Here is a 17,906-nt window from a genome sequence, read left to right as displayed (position 1 = left end):
CCTGGACTGACTGCAATCGTCAAATTTCGCATAAGCTAATTCACTTTCGGCATATACTGACGGTTTCTCTTCAGCATATACCAGGCATGCAATCCCCTCGCTTCAAGCTCTCCCACCGTTTCGCCCTCCTCCTCGGCATTTTCGTGTTCGGCTTCGCCGCCTATGGCTACTGGTCCTTCCACACGCTCAGCCAACTCAAGGTGAACGGGCCGCTGTATCAGAATATTGTCCAGAATAAGGATCTGGTGGCGGACGTGCTGCCGCCGCCCGAATACATTATTGAATCCTATCTGGTAGCGCTACAGCTGGACCGTGCCGCCGACGGCGCCGGCCAGCAGGCGCTGGCCACGCGCCTGCAGGCGCTGAAGAAGGACTACGACACCCGCCACACCTATTGGCAGCAAGCCGGCCTGGACGCCACGCTGGGCGACATCCTGCTGCGCCGCGCGCACGAGCCGGCACTGGCCTTTTACGCGCTGGCCTTCGACAGCTACCTGCCCGCCCTGCGCAGCGGCGACCGCGATGCCGCCACTGCCGTACTGGCGCGCATGGGCGCGCAGTACGAGCTGCACCGCAAGGCGGTCGACGAGGTGGTGCAGCTCGCCGTCAAGCGCACCGAAGACGACGAGGTGGCCGCCCGCACCAGCATTGCCTCGGCCCATGCCGGGCTGCTGGCACTGTTCCTGCTGTCGCTGGGCGCGGCCGTGGCGGTGGCGGTGGTGATCTTGCGCGGCCTGCTCAAGCGCCTTGGCGGCGAGCCGGACTACGCCGCCAGCGTGTGCAAGGAAATCGCCGCCGGCAAGCTCAATGTGCCCATCGCCCTGCGCACCGGCGACAGCGGCAGCCTGCTGGCCGACATGCACGCCATGCAGGAGCGGCTGGCGCGCACCGTTTCCGGCATCAAGACGGCGGTGGACACGCTGGGCACCGGCGCGGCGCAGATTTCCGCCGGCAACCTGGACCTGTCGGTGCGCACCGAGCAGCAGACCGCCTCGCTGGGCCAGACCACGGCGGCCATGCAGGCCCTGACCGACCATGTGCGCAGCAACGCCGGCAACGCGCGCGAAGCCAACCAGCTGGCGCAGTCGGCCTCTAGCATCGCCGAACAGGGCGGCGCGGTGGTGGCGCAGGTGGTGGACACCATGGCGGCCATCAACGCCTCGTCGGCCCGGATTGTGGATATTATCGGCGTCATCGACGGCATCGCCTTCCAGACCAATATCCTGGCGCTGAACGCCGCCGTGGAAGCGGCGCGCGCCGGCGAACAGGGGCGAGGCTTTGCCGTGGTGGCGGGCGAGGTGCGCAGCCTGGCGCAGCGCAGCGCCACCGCCGCGCACGAAATCAAGCAGTTGATCGACGACTCGGTGCAGAAAATGGCCAGCGGCAGCAAGCTGGTGAGCCAGGCCGGCGGCACCATGGTGGACGTGGTGGACAGCGTGCGCCGCGTCACCGGCATCATGGCCGACATCGCCGCCGCCAGCGAGCAGCAGCAAGGCGGCATCGAGAACGTGCACAGCGCCATCGCGCAGATGGAAGACGTGACGCAGCAGAACGCGGCGCTGGTGGAGGAAGCCGCAGCCGCGGCCGCGTCGCTGCAGGATCAGGCCGAGCAGCTGGCGGCGGCCGTGAGCATCTTCAGGCTGGCGCGCTAAGCCGCGCGCGCATGCGCTGCAGCGCGGACACAAACACCTCCGGGCGGTCGAGGGCGCGGGCCAGCACCAGCGCACCCTGGATGCCGCCCACCGCCTCCTCCGACAGCGCCGCCGCCTGCGCGCCGTCCATGCCGGTGCGCACCAGCGCGCTGGCCAGCGCGTCTATCCACGCGGCGAAGTAGTCCCGCACGCGGACCGAAAAGCGGTCGCGCTCGTTGCCCAGCGCGAACACGCCCACCAGGCAGACCTTGCGGCCGGACAGGAAGTAGCACTCCACCTCGTCGAACATATTGGCGATGCCGGCCGCAGGGTCGGCGCCTTCGTGCAGGGGCTCGAACACGCGCAGGCGGAACCAGGCGTCGATTTCGCCCAGCACGGCGTCGGCCATTTCCTCTTTGCCGCCGGGGAAGAAGTTATAGATACTGCCCTTTCCCAGCCGCGTACCTTCGGTAATGCGGGCCAGGCTGGCGCCCTCGAAACCAAAGGTGCGGAACACCTCCGCCACCAGCGGCACCACGTCGGCCCGCTCTGCGATCATTCTTGCCATTGCTATTCCTGTGCTATTAGAAACCCAGCTCCGTCAAGCCTGGGTGGTCGGCCGGGCGCGGGCCGCTGGCGTCCCAGAACAGCTTGCGCTCCGACTCCTTGATCGGCGTTTCGTTGATGCTGGCGTGACGGTGGTGCATCAGGCCGTTCTCGTCGAATTCCCAGTTTTCGTTGCCATAGGCGCGGAACCACTGGCCGGAGTCGTCATGGTATTCGTAGGCGAAGCGGACCGCAATGCGGGCGCCGTCGTGCGCCCACAATTCTTTCACCAGGCGGTAGTCCAGCTCGCGCGTCCATTTGCGTTTGAGCAGGCCGACGATGGCGGCGCGGCCCTGGACGAATTCGCCCCGGTTGCGCCACCAGCTGTCTTCGGTATAGGCGAGTGCGACTTTCTCGGCGTCGCGGGTGTTCCAGCCGTTTTCGGCCAGGCGGACCTTTTCTATGGCGGTTTCGCGGGTGAACGGGGGCAGAGGAGGACGAGTGGACATGATGGATTCCTATGATTGTTCCGATCGGTACGACATGTACCGATCAGTACAATCAATATAATCCGTGTTCAGGCCGGATGCAAGCTGTTTTTCCGGAGCGGGACGGCAAGCTGGGCGCTGATAATGCGGTCCCAGGCGAGCGCGCAGGCGCCCACCACGCCCGGCAGGCAAAACACCAGCGTGCCGTTGGCGTAGCCGGCCAGCGCGCGCGATTGCACGATGGTGCTGCCCACGGCGCTGTAGACCAGGTGCTGCAGCAAGTCGCCAAAGCCGCGTATTTCCTGCTCCAGCAGGCCGGCCGCCGCTTCCGGCACGGCATTGCGCCGCGCGAAGCCGCTGCCGCCGGAGCTGAGCACGACCTGGATCTCGGGGTCGGCGATGCAGTCGCTGAGCATGCGGCGCACTTCGTCCACGCCGTCGCCCACGCAGACGCGGCGCACCACGCTGTGCCCTGCCGCTTGCGCGCGCGCGGCCAGCAGCTCCCCTGCCCCGTCCCTGGCCGCGCCGTGCGCGCTGCTCACGCTGAGCACCGCGCAGCGCAGGCTGATTGCTTCAGCCACTGTCAGCCCTCCACGCCGTAGTGGCGGGCGTAGCGGCTGTCCAGATTGGCGAGCGGCATCAGCAGGAACAGGTCGGCGCTTTCGAAATCAGGATCCCAGGCCGGTTCGCCGCAGATCCATGCGCCCGAACGCATATAGCCCTTGAGCAGCGGTGGTATCTGGGGGCTTTGCGCGGCTTCCAGCTTGCTGTACGGGAAAGGCAGGTGCGGGGTGACGCGGTATTCCACCGGCGCCATATGCTTGGCCGCCAGCGAGGTGTACACCGCCACCGCGTTGTGGCCGCCGTCGGCCAGGCTGATGCTGGCGCAGCCGGCCAGGAAGTCGCAGCGCTCGCGGCGCATGTATTCGGCCAGGCCGGACCACAGCAGCATGATGACGCTGCCGCCACGGTAGTCCGGGTGGATGCAGGCGCGGCCCGCTTCCACGATGCGGCTGCGCACGTTGTTCAGGCGGCTGAGGTCGAATTCATTCTCGGAGTAGACGCGGCCCAGCTTGTGGGCGCGCGCGGCGCTCAGCAGGCGGTAGGTGCCCACCACGCGCAGGGTGTTGGTGTCGCGCACGATCAGGTGGTCGCAGTGTTCGTCGAACTCGTCGCTGTCCAGGCCGTCTTCGCTGGCCAGCGCGGTCAGGCCCATCGTTTCGATGAAGACCTTGTAGCGCAGGCGCTGCACCTCGCGCAGCTCCTCGGCCGTGCTGGCCATGCTGAGCGACAGCTTGGCGGAGGAAGTGCGGATTTCCGTCTGTAAGATAGGCTGTTGCATGCTTCGTCCTTGTGAGTTGAGAACGAAGCAAGCGTAGCCGGGGAATACTTCAAGACTGTGACAAAGCTATGTCACTTTGGTTACATGCAACGGCTCAGGCCTTTTTCGGGCGGCCGGTTTTCAGTTGCGGCAGGGAAGCCAGCACGCCTTTCAGGGTGGCCATGTCGACCTTGCTGATCAAGGCAACACCAACGCGCAGCAGCTCGCTCTTCTTGATCTCGAAACCGGCTTTCAGGGCGGCTTTTTTCACCTGGCCCAGCACGGCGTATTCGGTTTCCGGCATGGTGAAGCTGTCGCGCACCAGTTTTTCCTTGCGCGCTTTGTCCTTGGCCGGCGCTTCGGCGGACTTGGCGGCGGCTTTAGGAGCAGCGGCTTTGGCGGCCTTGGGAGCAGCGGCTTTGGCAGCGGATGCTTTAGGAGCGGCGGCCTTGGGGGCGGCGGCTTTCGGAGCGGCGGCTTTCGGGGCGGCGGCTTTCGGAGCTGCTGCCTTGGCGGCGGCCTTGGGCGCGGCCGGCTTGGCGGCTGGCTTCGGCACTGCTGCTTTCGCGGCGGCGGCCTTCGGTGCGGCCTTGGCGGCAACGGCTTTCACAGCGGCCGGCTTGGCGCCATTGGCCTTGGCTGCCGCGGCTTTAGGCGCAGCTGCCTTGGCTGCAGCCGCCGGAGCGGCAGGAGCGGCAGGAGCGGCCACGGTTTTCGGGGTGGTTTCCGCCGGTTTGACAGCGCTAACAGTTTTGGTCATTTCAACTCCAGAATATTCAACAATATAAACAATATATACTATTTCTCGCCGGCGTGCTCGTTCTTGCCGTTTTCCGCGTCGCGGAACTGCGCCGCAATGTCGGCGAAACTGGCCTCTATGGCGAGGAATGCGTCCAATATGTCCGGATCGAAGTGGCTGCCGCGCCCGTCCTGCATGATCTCGACCGCCTCCGCATGGCTGTAGGGCAGCTTGTAAAGGCGCCGCGAAATCAGCGCGTCGTACACGTCCGCCACCGCCATCAGCCGCGCCGACAACGGTATCGCCTCCCCCGCCAGTTTTTCCGGATAGCCCGAACCGTCCCACTTCTCCTGGTGCGAATGCGCAATCTCGCGGGCATAAGTCAGGAAGCCGTTGCTGCCGCCGATATACTCCTCCACCTGGCGTATCGTGTCGCGCCCGCGCACGGCGTGCAGCTTCATGATTTCAAATTCTTCCTGGTCCAGCTTGCCCGGCTTGAGCAGGATCGCCTCCGGCATGCCGGCCTTGCCTATGTCGTGCAGCGGCACGGACTTGTACAGCAGCGTGATGTTCTCGTCGGTCAGGTCGGCGGCGAAGCGCGGATGGCTTTGCAGCTTGCGCGCCAGCGCGGCCACGTAGTTCTGCGTGCGGCGGATGTGGTTGCCGGTTTTCTCCCCCGTCTCGCTGTCGCGCGTTTCCGCCATGGTGGCCATGGCCATGACCGTTGCATCGTGCAGCAGCGAGAGCTGGCCGGTGCGCTCCTGCACCAGGCTCTCCAGGGCGGCGTTCTCAGCTTTCAGGCTCAGGTTGGCGGCGCGCAGCTTCAGGTGCGTGGCCACGCGCGCGAACAGGATGGGCGGGCTGATAGGCTTGGTCAGGTAGTCGGCCGCGCCGGCCCGCAGGCCCATCGCCTCGTCCTCGGGCTGGCTTTTGGCGGTCAGGAACAGGACCGGGACGTCCGCACTGGCGGGATTCTGCTTGAGGCGGCGGCAGGTTTCGTAGCCGTCCATGCCGGGCATCATCACGTCCAGCAGGATCAGGTCGACCTTGGAAGCCTCCACGATCTGCAGCGCGGTGGCGCCGTCCTTGGCGACCTTGGTGGTGTATTTGTCCTTCAGCAGACTGGAAAGCAGCGTGATGTTGTCCGGGGTGTCGTCAACAATCAGAATAACTGGGCGGGCGGTCTGTTTGGCGTTCATATGGCGTTCATTCAGGATCCAGTTGGTTGGCGGCGGCGGCCAGCAATTGGCTGGCGGCGGCGAAGTCATAGTGTGCCATGTATGCGGCCAGGCGGTCCATCGCGGACTGCGACAGCAGCGTGGCCAGCGCGGGGCGCGCGCTGTCGAAACAGTCGGTGCTGTCGCCGCTGAATTCGGCGAGCAGCGATTGCAGCTTGCGCAGCGCGGCGACGGCGTCGGCCAAGGCCAGCGCCGGGTCTGGGCCACTGCCTGGGCCGCCGTCATGGCTGAAGCGCTGCTGCGCCGTTGGGACGGAAAGGAAGTGGCGGTCGAGCGCGGCGCGCGCGCCGGTCAGGGCCTGCTCCATGGCGGCCAGTTGGGGCGCGGCGTCCTGCATGGACTCGTCCTGCGCCAGGAAGGCATCCAGCGCGGCGGCCTCGCGTTCAAGCACGGTGGCGCCCAAGCTGCCAGCAACGCCGCGCAGGGTATGCGAGATGCGGCGCGCCTCGTCCCTGTCGCCGCGCTCAAGGGCCGCCTGCACTTCGGCCACCGTTCCGGCCTGGGACTGGCGGAAGCTGTCCAGCAGTTGCAGGTAAAGCGCGGCATTGCCTGCAACGTGGTGCAGGCCAAGCGCCGTGTCGAATCCTTCAAGCACCGGCGGCACGATGGCGAACTGCGCGCCGGCGGAAGGCTTGCCGGCGGCACGGTAGCGCTCCGCCGCGCCGGGCGCCAGCGCTGTTTCAGCCGCCGGCGGCTGTGCCGGCGCCAGGCGGGCGATGCCCAGCCAGCGCGCCAGCAAGGCATACAGCCGGTCCGGCTCTATCGGCTTGGTGATGTAGTCCTGCATGCCTTCGGCCAGGCAGCGCTCGCGGATGTCGGGCAGCGCGTGCGCCGTCATCGCCACCACCGGCAGCGCGTCGAAATCCTTGTCCTCGCGCAGGCGCCGGGTGGCGGCGTGGCCGTCCAGCAGCGGCATTTCCAGGTCCATCAGCACCAGGGCATAGCCTTCCGGCCCGGCCTCGCGCAGCATCTCCAGCGCCTGCTCGCCGTTGCCGGCCATGTCCACGCAGATGCCCAGGGTGGCCATCAGCTCCGCGCCGATCTGCTGGTTCACCGCGTTGTCCTCGACCAGCAGCACGCGCGCGGCATAGCGCTGGCCCGGCAGGGCTTCGGCGGCGGAAGCCTGCCCATGGCGCCGGTCGCCCATGCGGCGGTCGCGCTCCGACCTGCGGTCCGCGCCGCGCTGGGTGAAGCCGGGCGACAGCAGCGACACCAGCGTGTCCACCAGCGCCGACTGCCCGATAGGCTTGAACAGGAAGCCCACCACGCCGGCCTGCTCGGCCTCGCGCTGCACTTCCTCGCGTCCGAACGCCGTCACCAGCACAATGCGGGGCCGTTCCTTCAACGCCGCATCCTGCTGCACCCGGCGCGCCAATTCAACGCCGTCCATGTCCGGCATCCGCCAGTCGCTCAGCACCAGCCGGTAGGGGTCGCCCGCCTTGTCGGCCGCCGCGATGCAGGCCAGCGCCTCGGCGCCGCTGGCGGCTGTCTCGGTGCGCAGCGGCAGCGCGCGCATGGACTCGGCCAGGATCTCCAGCGCCGCCGGGCTGTCGTCCACCAGCAGCAGGCGCACGCCATTGAGCGCGGCGGGCGCCACTTCGGCGTGTTCGAGATATTCGGGCTGCGCGGTCAGCGGGAATTCCAGGTCGAAGCGGAAGATGGAGCCCTGCCCCGGCACGCTTTCCACGGTGATCTCTCCGCCCATCAGCCGCACCAGCTGCTGCGAGATCGACAGCCCCAGGCCGGTGCCGCCGTACTCGCGGGTGGTGGAGCCGTTGGCCTGGCTGAAGGCCCGGAACAGCTTGGCCATCTGCTCGGGCGTCATGCCGATGCCGGTGTCGCGCACCGAGAAACGCAGCAGCGCGGTATGCTCGCCCGGGACCGCGTCGCGCCGCATGCAGGTCATTTCCAGTTCGCCTGCGGGCGTGAATTTGACGGCGTTGTTGACCAGGTTGATCAGCACCTGCTCCAGCCGCAGCGGATCGCCCACCAGGTGGCGCGGTATGGACGGCGGCACGTGGAACAGGTACTCAAGCCGCTTGTCCGCCGCCAGCTGGCTCGTCACGCTGGCCACGTTGGCCAGCACGTCGTCCAGGAAGAAAGGCACGTGCTCCACGTCCAGCCGGCCCGCTTCGATCTTGGAGAAATCCAGGATGTCGTTGATGATGGCCAGCAGCGACATGGCGGCGCGGTGGATCTTGCTCACGTAGTCGTGCTGCTTGGGCGTGAGCCCGGTGCGCAGGGCCAGGTAGGCCATGCCGATGATGGCGCTCATGGGCGTGCGGATCTCGTGGCTCATATTGGCCAGGAATTCGGACTTGGCCACATTGGCCGCCTCGGCCGCCTGGTTGGCCTTCACCAGCTGCTTCTGGCTGTCGCTGGCCAGCTGCACGGCCCGGGTCAGTTCGGCCGTGCGCTCGGCGATCTTCAGCTCCAGGTGGCTATTGAGTTCGCGCAGCTCATGCTCGGCCTGGCCCAGCCGGGCCAGCGTGTCGCGGAAACTGTACACGGCCTTGGACAGGCGGCCCACCTGGTCGGCGCGGTCTATGCCGGAGAGCTTGATGTCGGCCTCGCCCGCCGTCAGTTTTTCCAGCGCGTTCTGGATGTCGGCGAAGGGCCGTATCACCTTGCGCCCCACCAGCAGGATGGACCCCACGATGGCCAGCGCCAGCAGCAGGTTGGCCACCACCGTATGCGTGATCTGGCGCCGCAGCTGCAAGTCCACCTGCTGGCGCGAGAACGCCAGCTCCAGCGTGCCGACCGGGTAGTTCCGCTTGCCGTATTCGAAGTCGACGGCGCGCCGCACGTGGATGGCGTCCAGCGCTACCCCGCGCCCGGCGTGCAGGCGGGCCAGCTCCTCGCCGCCCGGCCCCAGCACACGCAGGTCCAGCACTTCGGGGCTGGCCTGCATGGCCTCCACCACGCCGGCCACGGCGGTGCTGTTGATGTCGAACAGCGGCCGCGCCAGGGTTTGCGCCAGCACGCTGGCCAGGTGGTCGGCGCGCTCGCGCAGGTGCTGCTCCGCTTCGGCGCGCAAGGTGTGCGCGGCGTAGGTGGTGTAGACCGCCGTGGTGAGCACCACCGCCAGCAAAATGCCCGTGGCAAGGCGCAGCAGGATGTCCTCGCGCCAAGCCCTGAGCAGGAAGCGGCGCATCAGTTATTCCCGCCTTCCTGCGCCGCCTGTTCGATTTTCTTGTAGGCCGGACTATTGCGCACCTGCGCCATCGCCGTCCAGATGCGCTGAGCCAGTTCCGGCCGCCGTTCCGCCATGCCATGAGACAGTACCAGGTAATAAGGTTTTTCGATCAGCGGCAACGGCAGCACTTCCAGCTCGGCCGCCAGCGGGCCGCGCATGATGGCGGCGGTGTCGCTGCCACCCATGGCTGCCGCGCCGAGCCGGCCCAGTATCAGCTTGCGCGCCAGTTCGTCGGCCCGCTGGCTGCCTTCGTCCACTTCCACATGCAGGCCGCGCAGCACCTCGCCCACCGAGTAGCCGAGCTGGAAGCCGACCGGCCCTTGCAGCTTGCGCAAGGCCTTGCCGTCCCACTCCACGGCGCTGCCCTTGCGCCGCAACAGCATGTAACGGTCCACGTGCATGCGCTTGGCGCTGTCGGCGCTGCCCGTGCCGGTGCTGCCCGTGCCGGGAAACACGCCCAGCGCGCGCCGCTCGGGCACATAGCTGACGGCGAAAGCGCCGTCGTAGGCGTTGGCCTGCAGCTGCGCCAGGCAGCGCTTCCAGGGCACGCTTTGAAAATCGAAATGGATGTTGAGGCGCTGCTCCACCATGCGCAGCAGCTCGAAATTCAGGCCGCCCAGCTGCTCGGTGCGCCAGGGGATGACGTTGGCGCGCTCAAAGCACAGTGTGACGGTCTCCACCCGGGCCGCAGGTTCGGCGGCAGCGGCGGGGACGGATGCGGCGGAAAGCGCGCAACAAGCCAGGACAGCCAGCGTGCGTATGGCGCGGCGGCTGCCCATCATGGTCAGGCCGTGGCCCGTATGCTGAAATCCACGCCCACCTCGTCCCATAGCTCCTGCTCCTTCTCCATCCAGTAGGATACGGTCGGATGGCCGGTCACCCATTCGCGCCGCAGCTCCAGTTCGATACGGTTTTTCATGCGCAGCCTCAGCTCCGTGAAATCGATCTCTATGCGCGAATGCATGAACAGGATGGCCAGGCGCAGCGCCACCACGGCCTTGGCGAAATCCGCGTCGGCCAGGAACTCGCCCACCTTGCGCAGATTGCCCTTCTGCGCCACGATCAGGCGCCCCATGGTTTTCTGGTCGCGCGTGGTGAAGCCCGGCAGGTCCGCGTTCTCCACCATATAGCAGGCGTGCTTGTGGTAGCCGGTTTGCGACACCGCCATGCCCACCTCGTGCAGCAGGGCGCTCCAGGACAGCAGGCGCGTGTAGTTGTCGGTGACGGGTTTCATCTGCGCGTACAGCGCGCCGGCGTATTCGGCCACGCGGTCGGCGCGCGCCTCGTCGACCTGGAAGCGCTGCAGGAAGGCGCGCACCGACTGGTCGCGCCGGTCGCGCTTGGTCGAGCGCAGGTGCAGGTCCCACATCACGCCCACGCGCAGGCCGGCCTCTATCGGCGTGAGCGTAGCCACGCCCAGTTCATGCACCAGCGCGATCAGCACGGCCAGGCCGCCGACGATGGTGCCGGCGCGGTCCGGGCGCAGGCCCGGCATGTCCATCTTGCTCACGTGGCCGGCCGCGATGAAGCGCTTTTTCAGCGCCTCCAGGCTGACCGCCGTCACGCCGTTGCCCAGCTTGTTCTTCTCGATGATGTCCGCAATGGCGCGGATGGTGCCGGACGAGCCGTAGCACTTCTTCCAGTATTCGGGATGGTATGGCGGCGCCGCGTCCTCGAAATGGCTGCGCGCCGACAGGATGGCCGCCTCGAACGAAGGCCCGTCCACCCGGCCGCCGACGAAGAAGGACAGGCTTTGCTTGACGCTGCCGATGGAGAAGGACTCGACGCGCTCGATGTCGCTGCCGCGCCCCAGTATCAGCTCGGTGGAGCCGCCGCCGATGTCGATCACCAGGCGCCGCTCGCCCGGCAGGTTGAGGGCGTTGGACACGCCCATATAGATCAGCCGCCCCTCCTCCTCGCCGGAGATGATTTCGATGGGCTGGCCGATGGCCTGCTCGGCGGCGGGCAGGAAGGCGGCGGCGTTGCGCGCCAGCCGCAGGGTGGAGGTGGCCACCACGCGCACCGCTTCCAGCTCGTAGGCTTCCAGCACGGCGCGGAAGTTCTTCAGGCAGGACAGGGCCGACTGCATGGCCGCCTCGGTCAGGTTGCCGGAGGCGTCCAGGCCGGCCGCCAGGCGGATCGGCTCGCGCGCCGTCTTGACGACGCGGATCTCGTCGCCGTCGTGCCTGCCGATGGCGAGGCGAAAACTATTGGAACCCAGGTCTACCGCTGCGTACATGCTGACTGCTCCAGGTGTGGGTCCGTGTATTGATTCCAGCATCGATTTATACTGTTTATATGAAAATGCTACCACAGTACGGCTCGATTATGACGCGATGATGACAGTCTGTCTCCCGTGCGCGACGAAGGGCCTGGCCGGCAAGCGCTACACTTCGGCCATGGTCACGTCCGGCGCTTCCATCACCCGGTTGGCGCCGGCCAGCATGGCTTGCTGCAAGGCGCCGTCGGCGCGCTTGAACAGGGTGACGGTGCTGTCGTCGGCGCGGATGGTGGTCACGCCCATGCTGGCGGTGACGCTGATCATGGCCTTGTCGGCCCGCACCGGCTGCTCGGCGATGGCGGCGCGGATGCGCTCGGCCACCATGGCGGCGTCCTGCTGCGTGGTGCGCGGCAGCTGGATGGCGAATTCGGCGCCGCCCAGGCGGCCCATCAGGTCGCTGTCGCGCAGCTGCTTCTTGCAGATGTCGGCCATGGCCTTCAGCACCACGTCGCCCACGGTGTGGCCGTAGCTGTCGTTGACGCGCTTGAACTGGTCCATATTGAGGATGATCAGGGCGGTGGGCATGCCGGGGCGGCGCGCCAGCGCCATCCACGGCGCCAGCGCCTGGTAGAAGCCGCGCCGGTTCGGCACGTCCGTCAGCGCATCCATCACCTCCAGGCGCGCCAGCTCCGACTGCAGCTTTTCGCGCGACAGCAGCAGATAGCCGAAGGCGTTGGTCAGCATCATCAGGTACAGCGCGCCGAAGCCCACGCCCTGCAGCACGCCGGGGCCGATCCAGGACCAGCCCTCGGGATGCACGGCGGCCAGCAGGCCGCGCCCGGCCACCAGCACGCTCAGCGCCGCCATGGTGACCACCAGGTAGCGCCGCAGCATGGAGCCGCCGCGCCAGGCCAGCGCCAGCGCGGCCACGCCGGACAGGAAGAAGCCGCTGACAATGAGGAAGCCGGCGGCCGCGCGCGCGCCCGGCTCCACTTCCAGGAAATGGCAGGCCAGGTAGACGAAGGCGGCGCCGGCCAGCGCAGGCAGCAGCAGGCGGCGCCAGCCCGTCCGGCCGGCCGCCTCCCACAGCGCGCCCGCGTCCAGCGCCATGCCGGCGAACAGCAGCACATTGGCCAGGGGGCCGGTCAGCATGTCCGGCAGCACGCCGCGCAGGTACAGCAGGAACCAGGCCGCCGCCTGCAATTGCTTGGCGACCGCCCAGGTGGACAGGCTGAGGGACTTCTTGCTTTCGTACTGGAAGAAGAACAGCGCGGCGCACAGGCTCAGATTGCCCAGCGCCAGAGCCAATACCAGGGTTTTTATATCCATGTCGGGGACACCGGGCCGCGCCTGCGGCCCCGCTTAGACTTCGTGTTCGACGTTGGCGCTGCCGTCGCCGATCTTGCTGGCCCAGGCCTTGGAGAAGAATTCCTTCTCGTCCTCGGTGGGGGCGTCGTGCCAGAACACGATCAGCGTGCCCTTGTGGTCGTGGATTTGCGAAAATTTCTCGATAAAGCTGGATTTGCCGGCGATATCAGCCAGCGCCGCCACATAGCCATAAACGCGGCCCAGACGCTCGATGCGGTCAGGTTCGGTGAAGCTGTTTGTGGCGGTAATGGTCGGGTGATCTAAAAACATGGTGTGCTCTCTCCGCGGTGGCCGCTGCCTATGACGGCAATGTACCGATAAATAGTGTGCGTGTAAATGAATATGCGCGGGCGCATGCTCTCCGCTACAATTCCCCGAGCTTATCAGAACTTAATGGTTGACAACAAGGCCAGCGCCCCATGCAGTCCACTCCCGACCCCGCGCCAGCAACAACGGCAGCAGCGCCGCGCGTGCTCACGCGCGGCGGCCTGCGCACGCTGGAATTCCAGCCCGGCTTGATCCAGAGCGAAATGTGCTTGGCCGACCCCGACCGGCTGGTGCTGGCCTACGCGCGCGCCATGATGTGCTTTGTGCTGTTCCAGCCGCGTCCAGCCCACATCGTCATGGTCGGCCTGGGCGGCGGTTCGCTGGCCAAGTTCTGCTACCGCTACCTGCCGCACAGCCGCATCACCGTGGTCGAACTGCGCGCCGACGTGATCGCGCTGCGCGCGCAATTCGCCATTCCGCCGGACGACGAGCGCTTCCGCGTGGTGCACGCCGACGCCAGCCGCTACCTGGCCGGGCTGCGCGCGGCGGCCGACGTGCTGCTGGTGGACGGCTTCGACGGCGACGGCCTGCCGCCCGCGCTGAGCAGCGCCAGCTTCTACGCGGACTGCCGCCGCGCCCTGCGTCCCGGCGGCGTGCTGGTGGCCAATGTGTTCAGCTACGACCCGCAATACCCCGCCGTGCTGCGCCGCCTGCGGGCCTGCTTCCAGCAGCGCGTGGGCAGCTTCTACGGCATCGCCGGCAACAACCGCCTGCTGTTCGCGCTGAAAACCAGCCCCGGCGCCCCGCCGTCCCCGGCCCAGCGCGCGCTGCAGCGCACCGTGCACCGCAGGGGGCCAGCCTGGGGCCTGGCGCACCGCGTGCTGGCGCGCTGGACCGTGTTCCGGCTGCGCTGGCCCGGCCAGCTCGGAAGTATTACCAAATAGTAATAGTTGTTGTTCGAGGGAATTATTTTTGCGTGAAATTATGCCATGTGGCAAGATTCTGTGACAAACTAGCGGCGGCCCCTCATGGGCCGGGTTCCGCCAATTTTTCACTGAACAGGAAAGTAATGACACGTCGCCGCAAATCCACCCTGACTGTTGCGGCGGCCTGCACCCTGGCCGTGGGCCTGCTGATCTCCTGCGTGCTGTTCGCCGCCGTGGGGGCGCTGGAATACGGCAAGATGCAACTCGATTTCGAACAACGCGCCAACCTGCGCACCAGCGCCATCCAGCGCGGCCTGAACGAGGCGGTGCAGGTGCTGAAAGTGACCAACCAGCTGTTCGTGGCCGCCGCGCCGGTCAGCCGCCAGCAGTTCCACGACTTCACCGCGCCGCTGCTGCAGCAATACCCGTTTATCCAGGCCTTCAACTACCACCGCATCGTGACGCTGGCCGAGCGCCCGGCCTACGAGGCCGACATGCGGCGCGAGTTCCCCGGCTTTACCATCACCGAGCATGACAACGGCGTGCTGCGTCCGGCCGGCGAGCGGCCCTCTTACGACGTGGTGCACCTCCTGGAACCCATGGACGCCAACCGGCGCGCCTTCGGCCTCGATTCCGGCTACACCCCGCAAATGCAGCGCGCCATCGACGAGATCCTCACCACCGGCGAACCGCGTTCCACCGGCCTGCTCAAGCTGGCCCAGTCCAAGGGCAACGAACCCGGCCTGGTGATGGTGACGCCGGTCTACCGTGCCGGCGCGCCGGTGGGCAGCGCGGTCGAGCGCAAGGCCGCCTGGCAGGGCGACACCGCCACCGTGATCCGGGCCACCTCGCTGGTGAGCAAAATCCTGCAGTCGGCCGGCCTGCTGGCCGACAGCGGCCTGGCGCTGCGCGTCTACATCGGCGCGCCGGCGCAGGCCGGCAACCTGGTCTTCAGCCACGGCGAGCTGCCCGACGCGCCCGGCGCCGCCAACCCGCTGGCGCGCTGGCTGGCCTTCCACCAGCACGCGCTGTACCGTCAGACCTACACCGTGCTGGGCCAGCCGTGGGAGATGCGCGTGACCGCCCTGCCCCAGCCCTTTATCGACACCCACCTCGGCTCGCTGTGCACGCTGCTGGGTGGCGTGCTGTTCAGCGTGCTGATGGCGGCGCTGGTGCAAAGCCTGGTGCTGCGCTCGCGCCGCGTGCAGATGCTGGTGGACGCGCGCACCACCGAGCTGCGCCTGTCCAACGAGCGCCTGGCCGCCGACGTGGCCATGCGCAAGCACACCGAACGCGCCCTGCTCGACAGCGAACAGCGCTTCCGCCGCCTGCTGGCGCTGTCATCGGACTGGTACTGGGAGCAGGACGCCTTCTTCCGCTTCACCAGCATCACCGACGGCTTCTTTGAAAAAGGCCACATCAGCCCGGGCCGCTTCATCGGCCGGACCCGCTGGGACAGCACGCCGGAGATGCTGAGCACGCGCTGGGGCCGCGACCATATCGCCCGCCTGGAGGCGCGCCTGCCCTTCTCCAACCTCGAATACGCCATCACCGGCGACGACGGCGTGCTGCGCTGGTACAACACCAGCGGCGAGCCGGTGTACGACGCGCGAGGCGAGTTCAAGGGCTACCGCGGCACCGGCAGCGAGATCACCGAGCGCAAGCTGTCCGAGCAGCGCATCCAGCACATCGCCCACCACGACGTGCTGACCGGCCTGCCCAACCGCGCGCTGCTGCAGGACCGCCTGGGCCAGGCCATCGCCTACGCCAACCGCAGCGGTCATCCGATGTGGGTGCTGCTGATCGACCTGGACCGCTTCAAGTTCGTCAACGACAGCCTGGGCCACAAGGCCGGCGACCAGCTGCTCAAGACCGTGGCAGAGCGCCTGCAGACGGCGGTGCGCAGCAGCGACACGGTGGCGCGCCTGTCGGGCGACGAGTTCGTGGCCATCCTGGGCGAATCGAACGACGCGGCGCTGTCGCCGGACATCGTGCAGCGCGTGATGCAGGCGGTGGCCCAGCCGGTGCTCCTGGAGGGCAAGGAATTCTTCGTCACCTGCAGCATCGGCGTGGCGTCCTACGACGGCAACGGCAACGCCCAGCACCTGATCGAGCACGCCGACATCGCCATGTACGCGGCCAAGAAAATGGGCCGCAATATGTTCCAGTTCTACGAGCCGGCCATGAACGAGGAAGCGCAAGAGCGGCTGCGCATCGAGAACGCGCTGCGCAAGGCGCTCGAGCGCGGCGAGTTCGCGCTGCACTACCAGCCGCAGGTGGACCTGGAGAGCGGCCGCATTATCGGCGCCGAGGCGCTGCTGCGCTGGCAGCATCCGGAGCTGGGGCTGGTGTCGCCGGCGCGCTTTATCGGCCTGGCCGAGGAAACAGGGCTGATCGTGCCGATCGGCGCCTGGGTGCTGCGCACCGCCTGCGCGCAGGCCAGGGAATGGCTGGAGCACAGCCACGGCCATGCGCCGATGCGGATGGCGGTCAACCTGTCGGCCCGCCAGTTCAGCCAGCCGGACCTGGTGCAGACCATCGCGGCGGTGCTGGCCGAGACCGGCCTGCCGCCGGCCTGTCTGGAACTGGAGCTGACCGAGAGCGTGTTCATGAATGATGTGGCGCAGGCCGTCAGCCTGCTGCGCCAGCTCAAGGCGCTGGGCGTGACCCTGTCCATCGACGACTTCGGCACCGGCTACTCCAGCCTGGCCTACCTGCGCGACTTCCCTATCGACGTGCTGAAGATAGACCGCTCCTTCGTGAACGACATCGTCACCGATCCGGACGACGCGGCCATCGTGGTGTCCGTGATCGCGCTGGCGCACAACCTGAAGCTACGCGTGGTGGCCGAAGGCGTGGAAAACCGCGAACAGCTGGACTTCCTGCAGCAGCACGGCTGCGACGCCATCCAGGGCTACTACTTCAGCCGCCCCGTGGCGCCGGAGCAGTTCGAACACATGGCGCGCCAGGGCCGCCATCTCGATTCCGCCAGTTCCACCATGGCCGCCTGAGCGCGGCGCGAATCAGCTAGCAACGCCGCGCATTGCTTTTGCTATTTGCGCTTGGGCGCGATCTGCTGGCGCGCGGCCTTGCGCAGCTTGGCCTGCTCGTAGCGGGCTTTTTGCTCGTCCGTCTCCGGCACCAGCGGCGGCACGGCGACCGGCTTGCGGTCCTTGTCCACCGCCACCATGGTGAAGTAGCAGCTGTTCGCGTGGCGCACCAGGCGCTGCTGGATGTTTTCCGTCACCACCCGGATTCCCACTTCCATCGAGGTGTTGCCGGTGTAGTTGATCGAGGCCAGGAAGGTCACCAGCTCGCCCACGTGGATAGGCTGCAAAAACATCACCTGGTCCACCGACAGCGTCACCACATACGCGCCCGAGTAGCGGCTGGCGCAGGCGTAGGCCACGCTGTCGAGATACTTCAGGATGGTGCCGCCGTGCACATTGCCGGAAAAGTTGGCCATGTCAGGGGTCATCAGTACGGTCATCGTCAGCTCGTGGGCCGACCAGTGCATTGCGCTATCCATAGCGAACCTTGAAGTGGTGGGTTAGATGCCTTGGGCTTCGATATCGGCCAGCGACTCGCGGCCCTTGTCGGTGATGTCGTAGCCGCCCGCTTCGCGCGGCACGATATGGGCTTTCTTGCCGAGGAAGGTGGCCACTTCGCTGTCCAGCTTGACGTCGCCGCCTTCGGCCACGGCGCGCAGGCCGAGCACGCAGCGGCGCAGGAACAGCGCTTGCTGGCCTTTTTCGGTCAGGGTGATGTGGCCGTTGCGGGCGATGCTGAACATCTTCAGCCCGGACAGGCGTTTGGTGTTGCGGCCGACGCATGCACTGATGCGCTCGCCCAGCTTGAGGCCGCGCGACACTTCTTTCAAAGCGTCATATTCATCGGCGGAGAGTTTTTCGTTTTTCATTGCCTAAATTCCAAAAGAGACTTGCGGCCCTCATGGTACGCGCCTG

16 protein-coding genes are annotated in these 17,906 nt (G+C 67.0%); 3 read left to right on the top strand and 13 right to left on the bottom strand.

Translation table 11 applies throughout. The annotated features are described in order from the left end of the window. Positions 1–86: 86 nt before the first annotated feature. Positions 87–1,652 (top strand): methyl-accepting chemotaxis protein, encoded by a 1,566-nt coding sequence (locus tag GTP77_RS20465; RefSeq protein ID WP_161073999.1) that lies wholly within the window; start codon positions 87–89, stop codon positions 1,650–1,652. Here the strand turns inward: GTP77_RS20465 and GTP77_RS20460 are convergent. The 11 genes from GTP77_RS20460 to GTP77_RS20410 form a co-directional block, all read right to left on the bottom strand. After that, positions 1,636–2,199, bottom strand: a complete 564-nt coding sequence (locus GTP77_RS20460) for a TetR/AcrR family transcriptional regulator (RefSeq protein ID WP_161073998.1) — start codon at positions 2,197–2,199, stop codon at positions 1,636–1,638. The two genes, GTP77_RS20465 and GTP77_RS20460, sit on opposite strands and share 17 nt — an antisense overlap. Positions 2,200–2,215: 16 nt before the next feature. Beyond that, positions 2,216–2,686: a nuclear transport factor 2 family protein gene (locus GTP77_RS20455; protein ID WP_161073997.1), complete on the bottom strand. Its 471-nt coding sequence runs from the start codon at positions 2,684–2,686 to the stop codon at positions 2,216–2,218. A 68-nt stretch (positions 2,687–2,754) separates the two neighbouring features. Beyond that, positions 2,755–3,246 (bottom strand): molybdenum cofactor synthesis domain-containing protein, encoded by a 492-nt coding sequence (locus GTP77_RS20450; RefSeq protein WP_228895954.1) that lies wholly within the window; start codon positions 3,244–3,246, stop codon positions 2,755–2,757. A gap of 2 nt (positions 3,247–3,248) precedes the next feature. After that, positions 3,249–4,007, bottom strand: coding sequence for a GNAT family N-acetyltransferase (locus tag GTP77_RS20445; protein ID WP_161073996.1), 759 nt, complete (start codon positions 4,005–4,007; stop codon positions 3,249–3,251). A 94-nt stretch (positions 4,008–4,101) separates the two neighbouring features. Beyond that, complete coding sequence (locus GTP77_RS20440; protein ID WP_161073995.1) at positions 4,102–4,746, bottom strand: hypothetical protein; 645 nt, start codon at positions 4,744–4,746, stop codon at positions 4,102–4,104. Positions 4,747–4,784: 38 nt separating this feature from the next. After that, positions 4,785–5,924, bottom strand: a complete 1,140-nt coding sequence (locus GTP77_RS20435) for a response regulator (protein ID WP_161073994.1) — start codon at positions 5,922–5,924, stop codon at positions 4,785–4,787. 7 nt (positions 5,925–5,931) lie between these two features. Beyond that, complete coding sequence (locus tag GTP77_RS20430; RefSeq protein ID WP_161073993.1) at positions 5,932–9,117, bottom strand: hybrid sensor histidine kinase/response regulator; 3,186 nt, start codon at positions 9,115–9,117, stop codon at positions 5,932–5,934. After that, positions 9,117–9,941, bottom strand: coding sequence for a substrate-binding periplasmic protein (locus GTP77_RS20425; protein ID WP_229202273.1), 825 nt, complete (start codon positions 9,939–9,941; stop codon positions 9,117–9,119). Before GTP77_RS20425 ends, GTP77_RS20430 begins: the two co-directional genes overlap by 1 nt. A gap of 2 nt (positions 9,942–9,943) precedes the next feature. Beyond that, positions 9,944–11,398, bottom strand: a complete 1,455-nt coding sequence (locus GTP77_RS20420) for a Ppx/GppA phosphatase family protein (RefSeq protein ID WP_161073992.1) — start codon at positions 11,396–11,398, stop codon at positions 9,944–9,946. A gap of 147 nt (positions 11,399–11,545) precedes the next feature. Beyond that, on the bottom strand, positions 11,546–12,709 hold the full coding sequence (locus GTP77_RS20415; protein WP_161073991.1) for a GGDEF domain-containing protein: 1,164 nt from the start codon (positions 12,707–12,709) through the stop codon (positions 11,546–11,548). A gap of 33 nt (positions 12,710–12,742) precedes the next feature. Next, complete coding sequence (locus tag GTP77_RS20410; protein WP_161073990.1) at positions 12,743–13,018, bottom strand: hypothetical protein; 276 nt, start codon at positions 13,016–13,018, stop codon at positions 12,743–12,745. Positions 13,019–13,167: 149 nt separating this feature from the next. Between GTP77_RS20410 and GTP77_RS20405 the strand changes: the two genes are divergently transcribed. Together GTP77_RS20405 and GTP77_RS20400 are read left to right on the top strand one after the other, a co-directional pair. Continuing rightward, positions 13,168–13,959, top strand: a complete 792-nt coding sequence (locus GTP77_RS20405; RefSeq protein ID WP_161073989.1) for a spermine/spermidine synthase domain-containing protein — start codon at positions 13,168–13,170, stop codon at positions 13,957–13,959. 125 nt (positions 13,960–14,084) lie between these two features. Beyond that, entirely contained in the window at positions 14,085–16,952 is a 2,868-nt protein-coding gene (locus GTP77_RS20400) for a bifunctional diguanylate cyclase/phosphodiesterase (protein ID WP_161073988.1), read from the top strand. A gap of 41 nt (positions 16,953–16,993) precedes the next feature. Here GTP77_RS20400 and GTP77_RS20395 read toward each other — a convergent pair whose 3' ends face one another. Together GTP77_RS20395 and GTP77_RS20390 are read right to left on the bottom strand one after the other, a co-directional pair. Then, positions 16,994–17,458 (bottom strand): acyl-CoA thioesterase, encoded by a 465-nt coding sequence (locus GTP77_RS20395; RefSeq protein ID WP_161073987.1) that lies wholly within the window; start codon positions 17,456–17,458, stop codon positions 16,994–16,996. 33 nt (positions 17,459–17,491) lie between these two features. Then, positions 17,492–17,860 (bottom strand): hypothetical protein, encoded by a 369-nt coding sequence (locus GTP77_RS20390; RefSeq protein ID WP_161073986.1) that lies wholly within the window; start codon positions 17,858–17,860, stop codon positions 17,492–17,494. Positions 17,861–17,906 lie beyond the last annotated feature (46 nt).

Origin of the sequence: Pseudoduganella aquatica (assembly GCF_009857595.1) — a bacterium.
Lineage (GTDB): Bacteria > Pseudomonadota > Gammaproteobacteria > Burkholderiales > Burkholderiaceae_D > Rugamonas > Rugamonas aquatica_A.
This window is presented reverse-complemented; position numbering and strand designations above follow the sequence as displayed.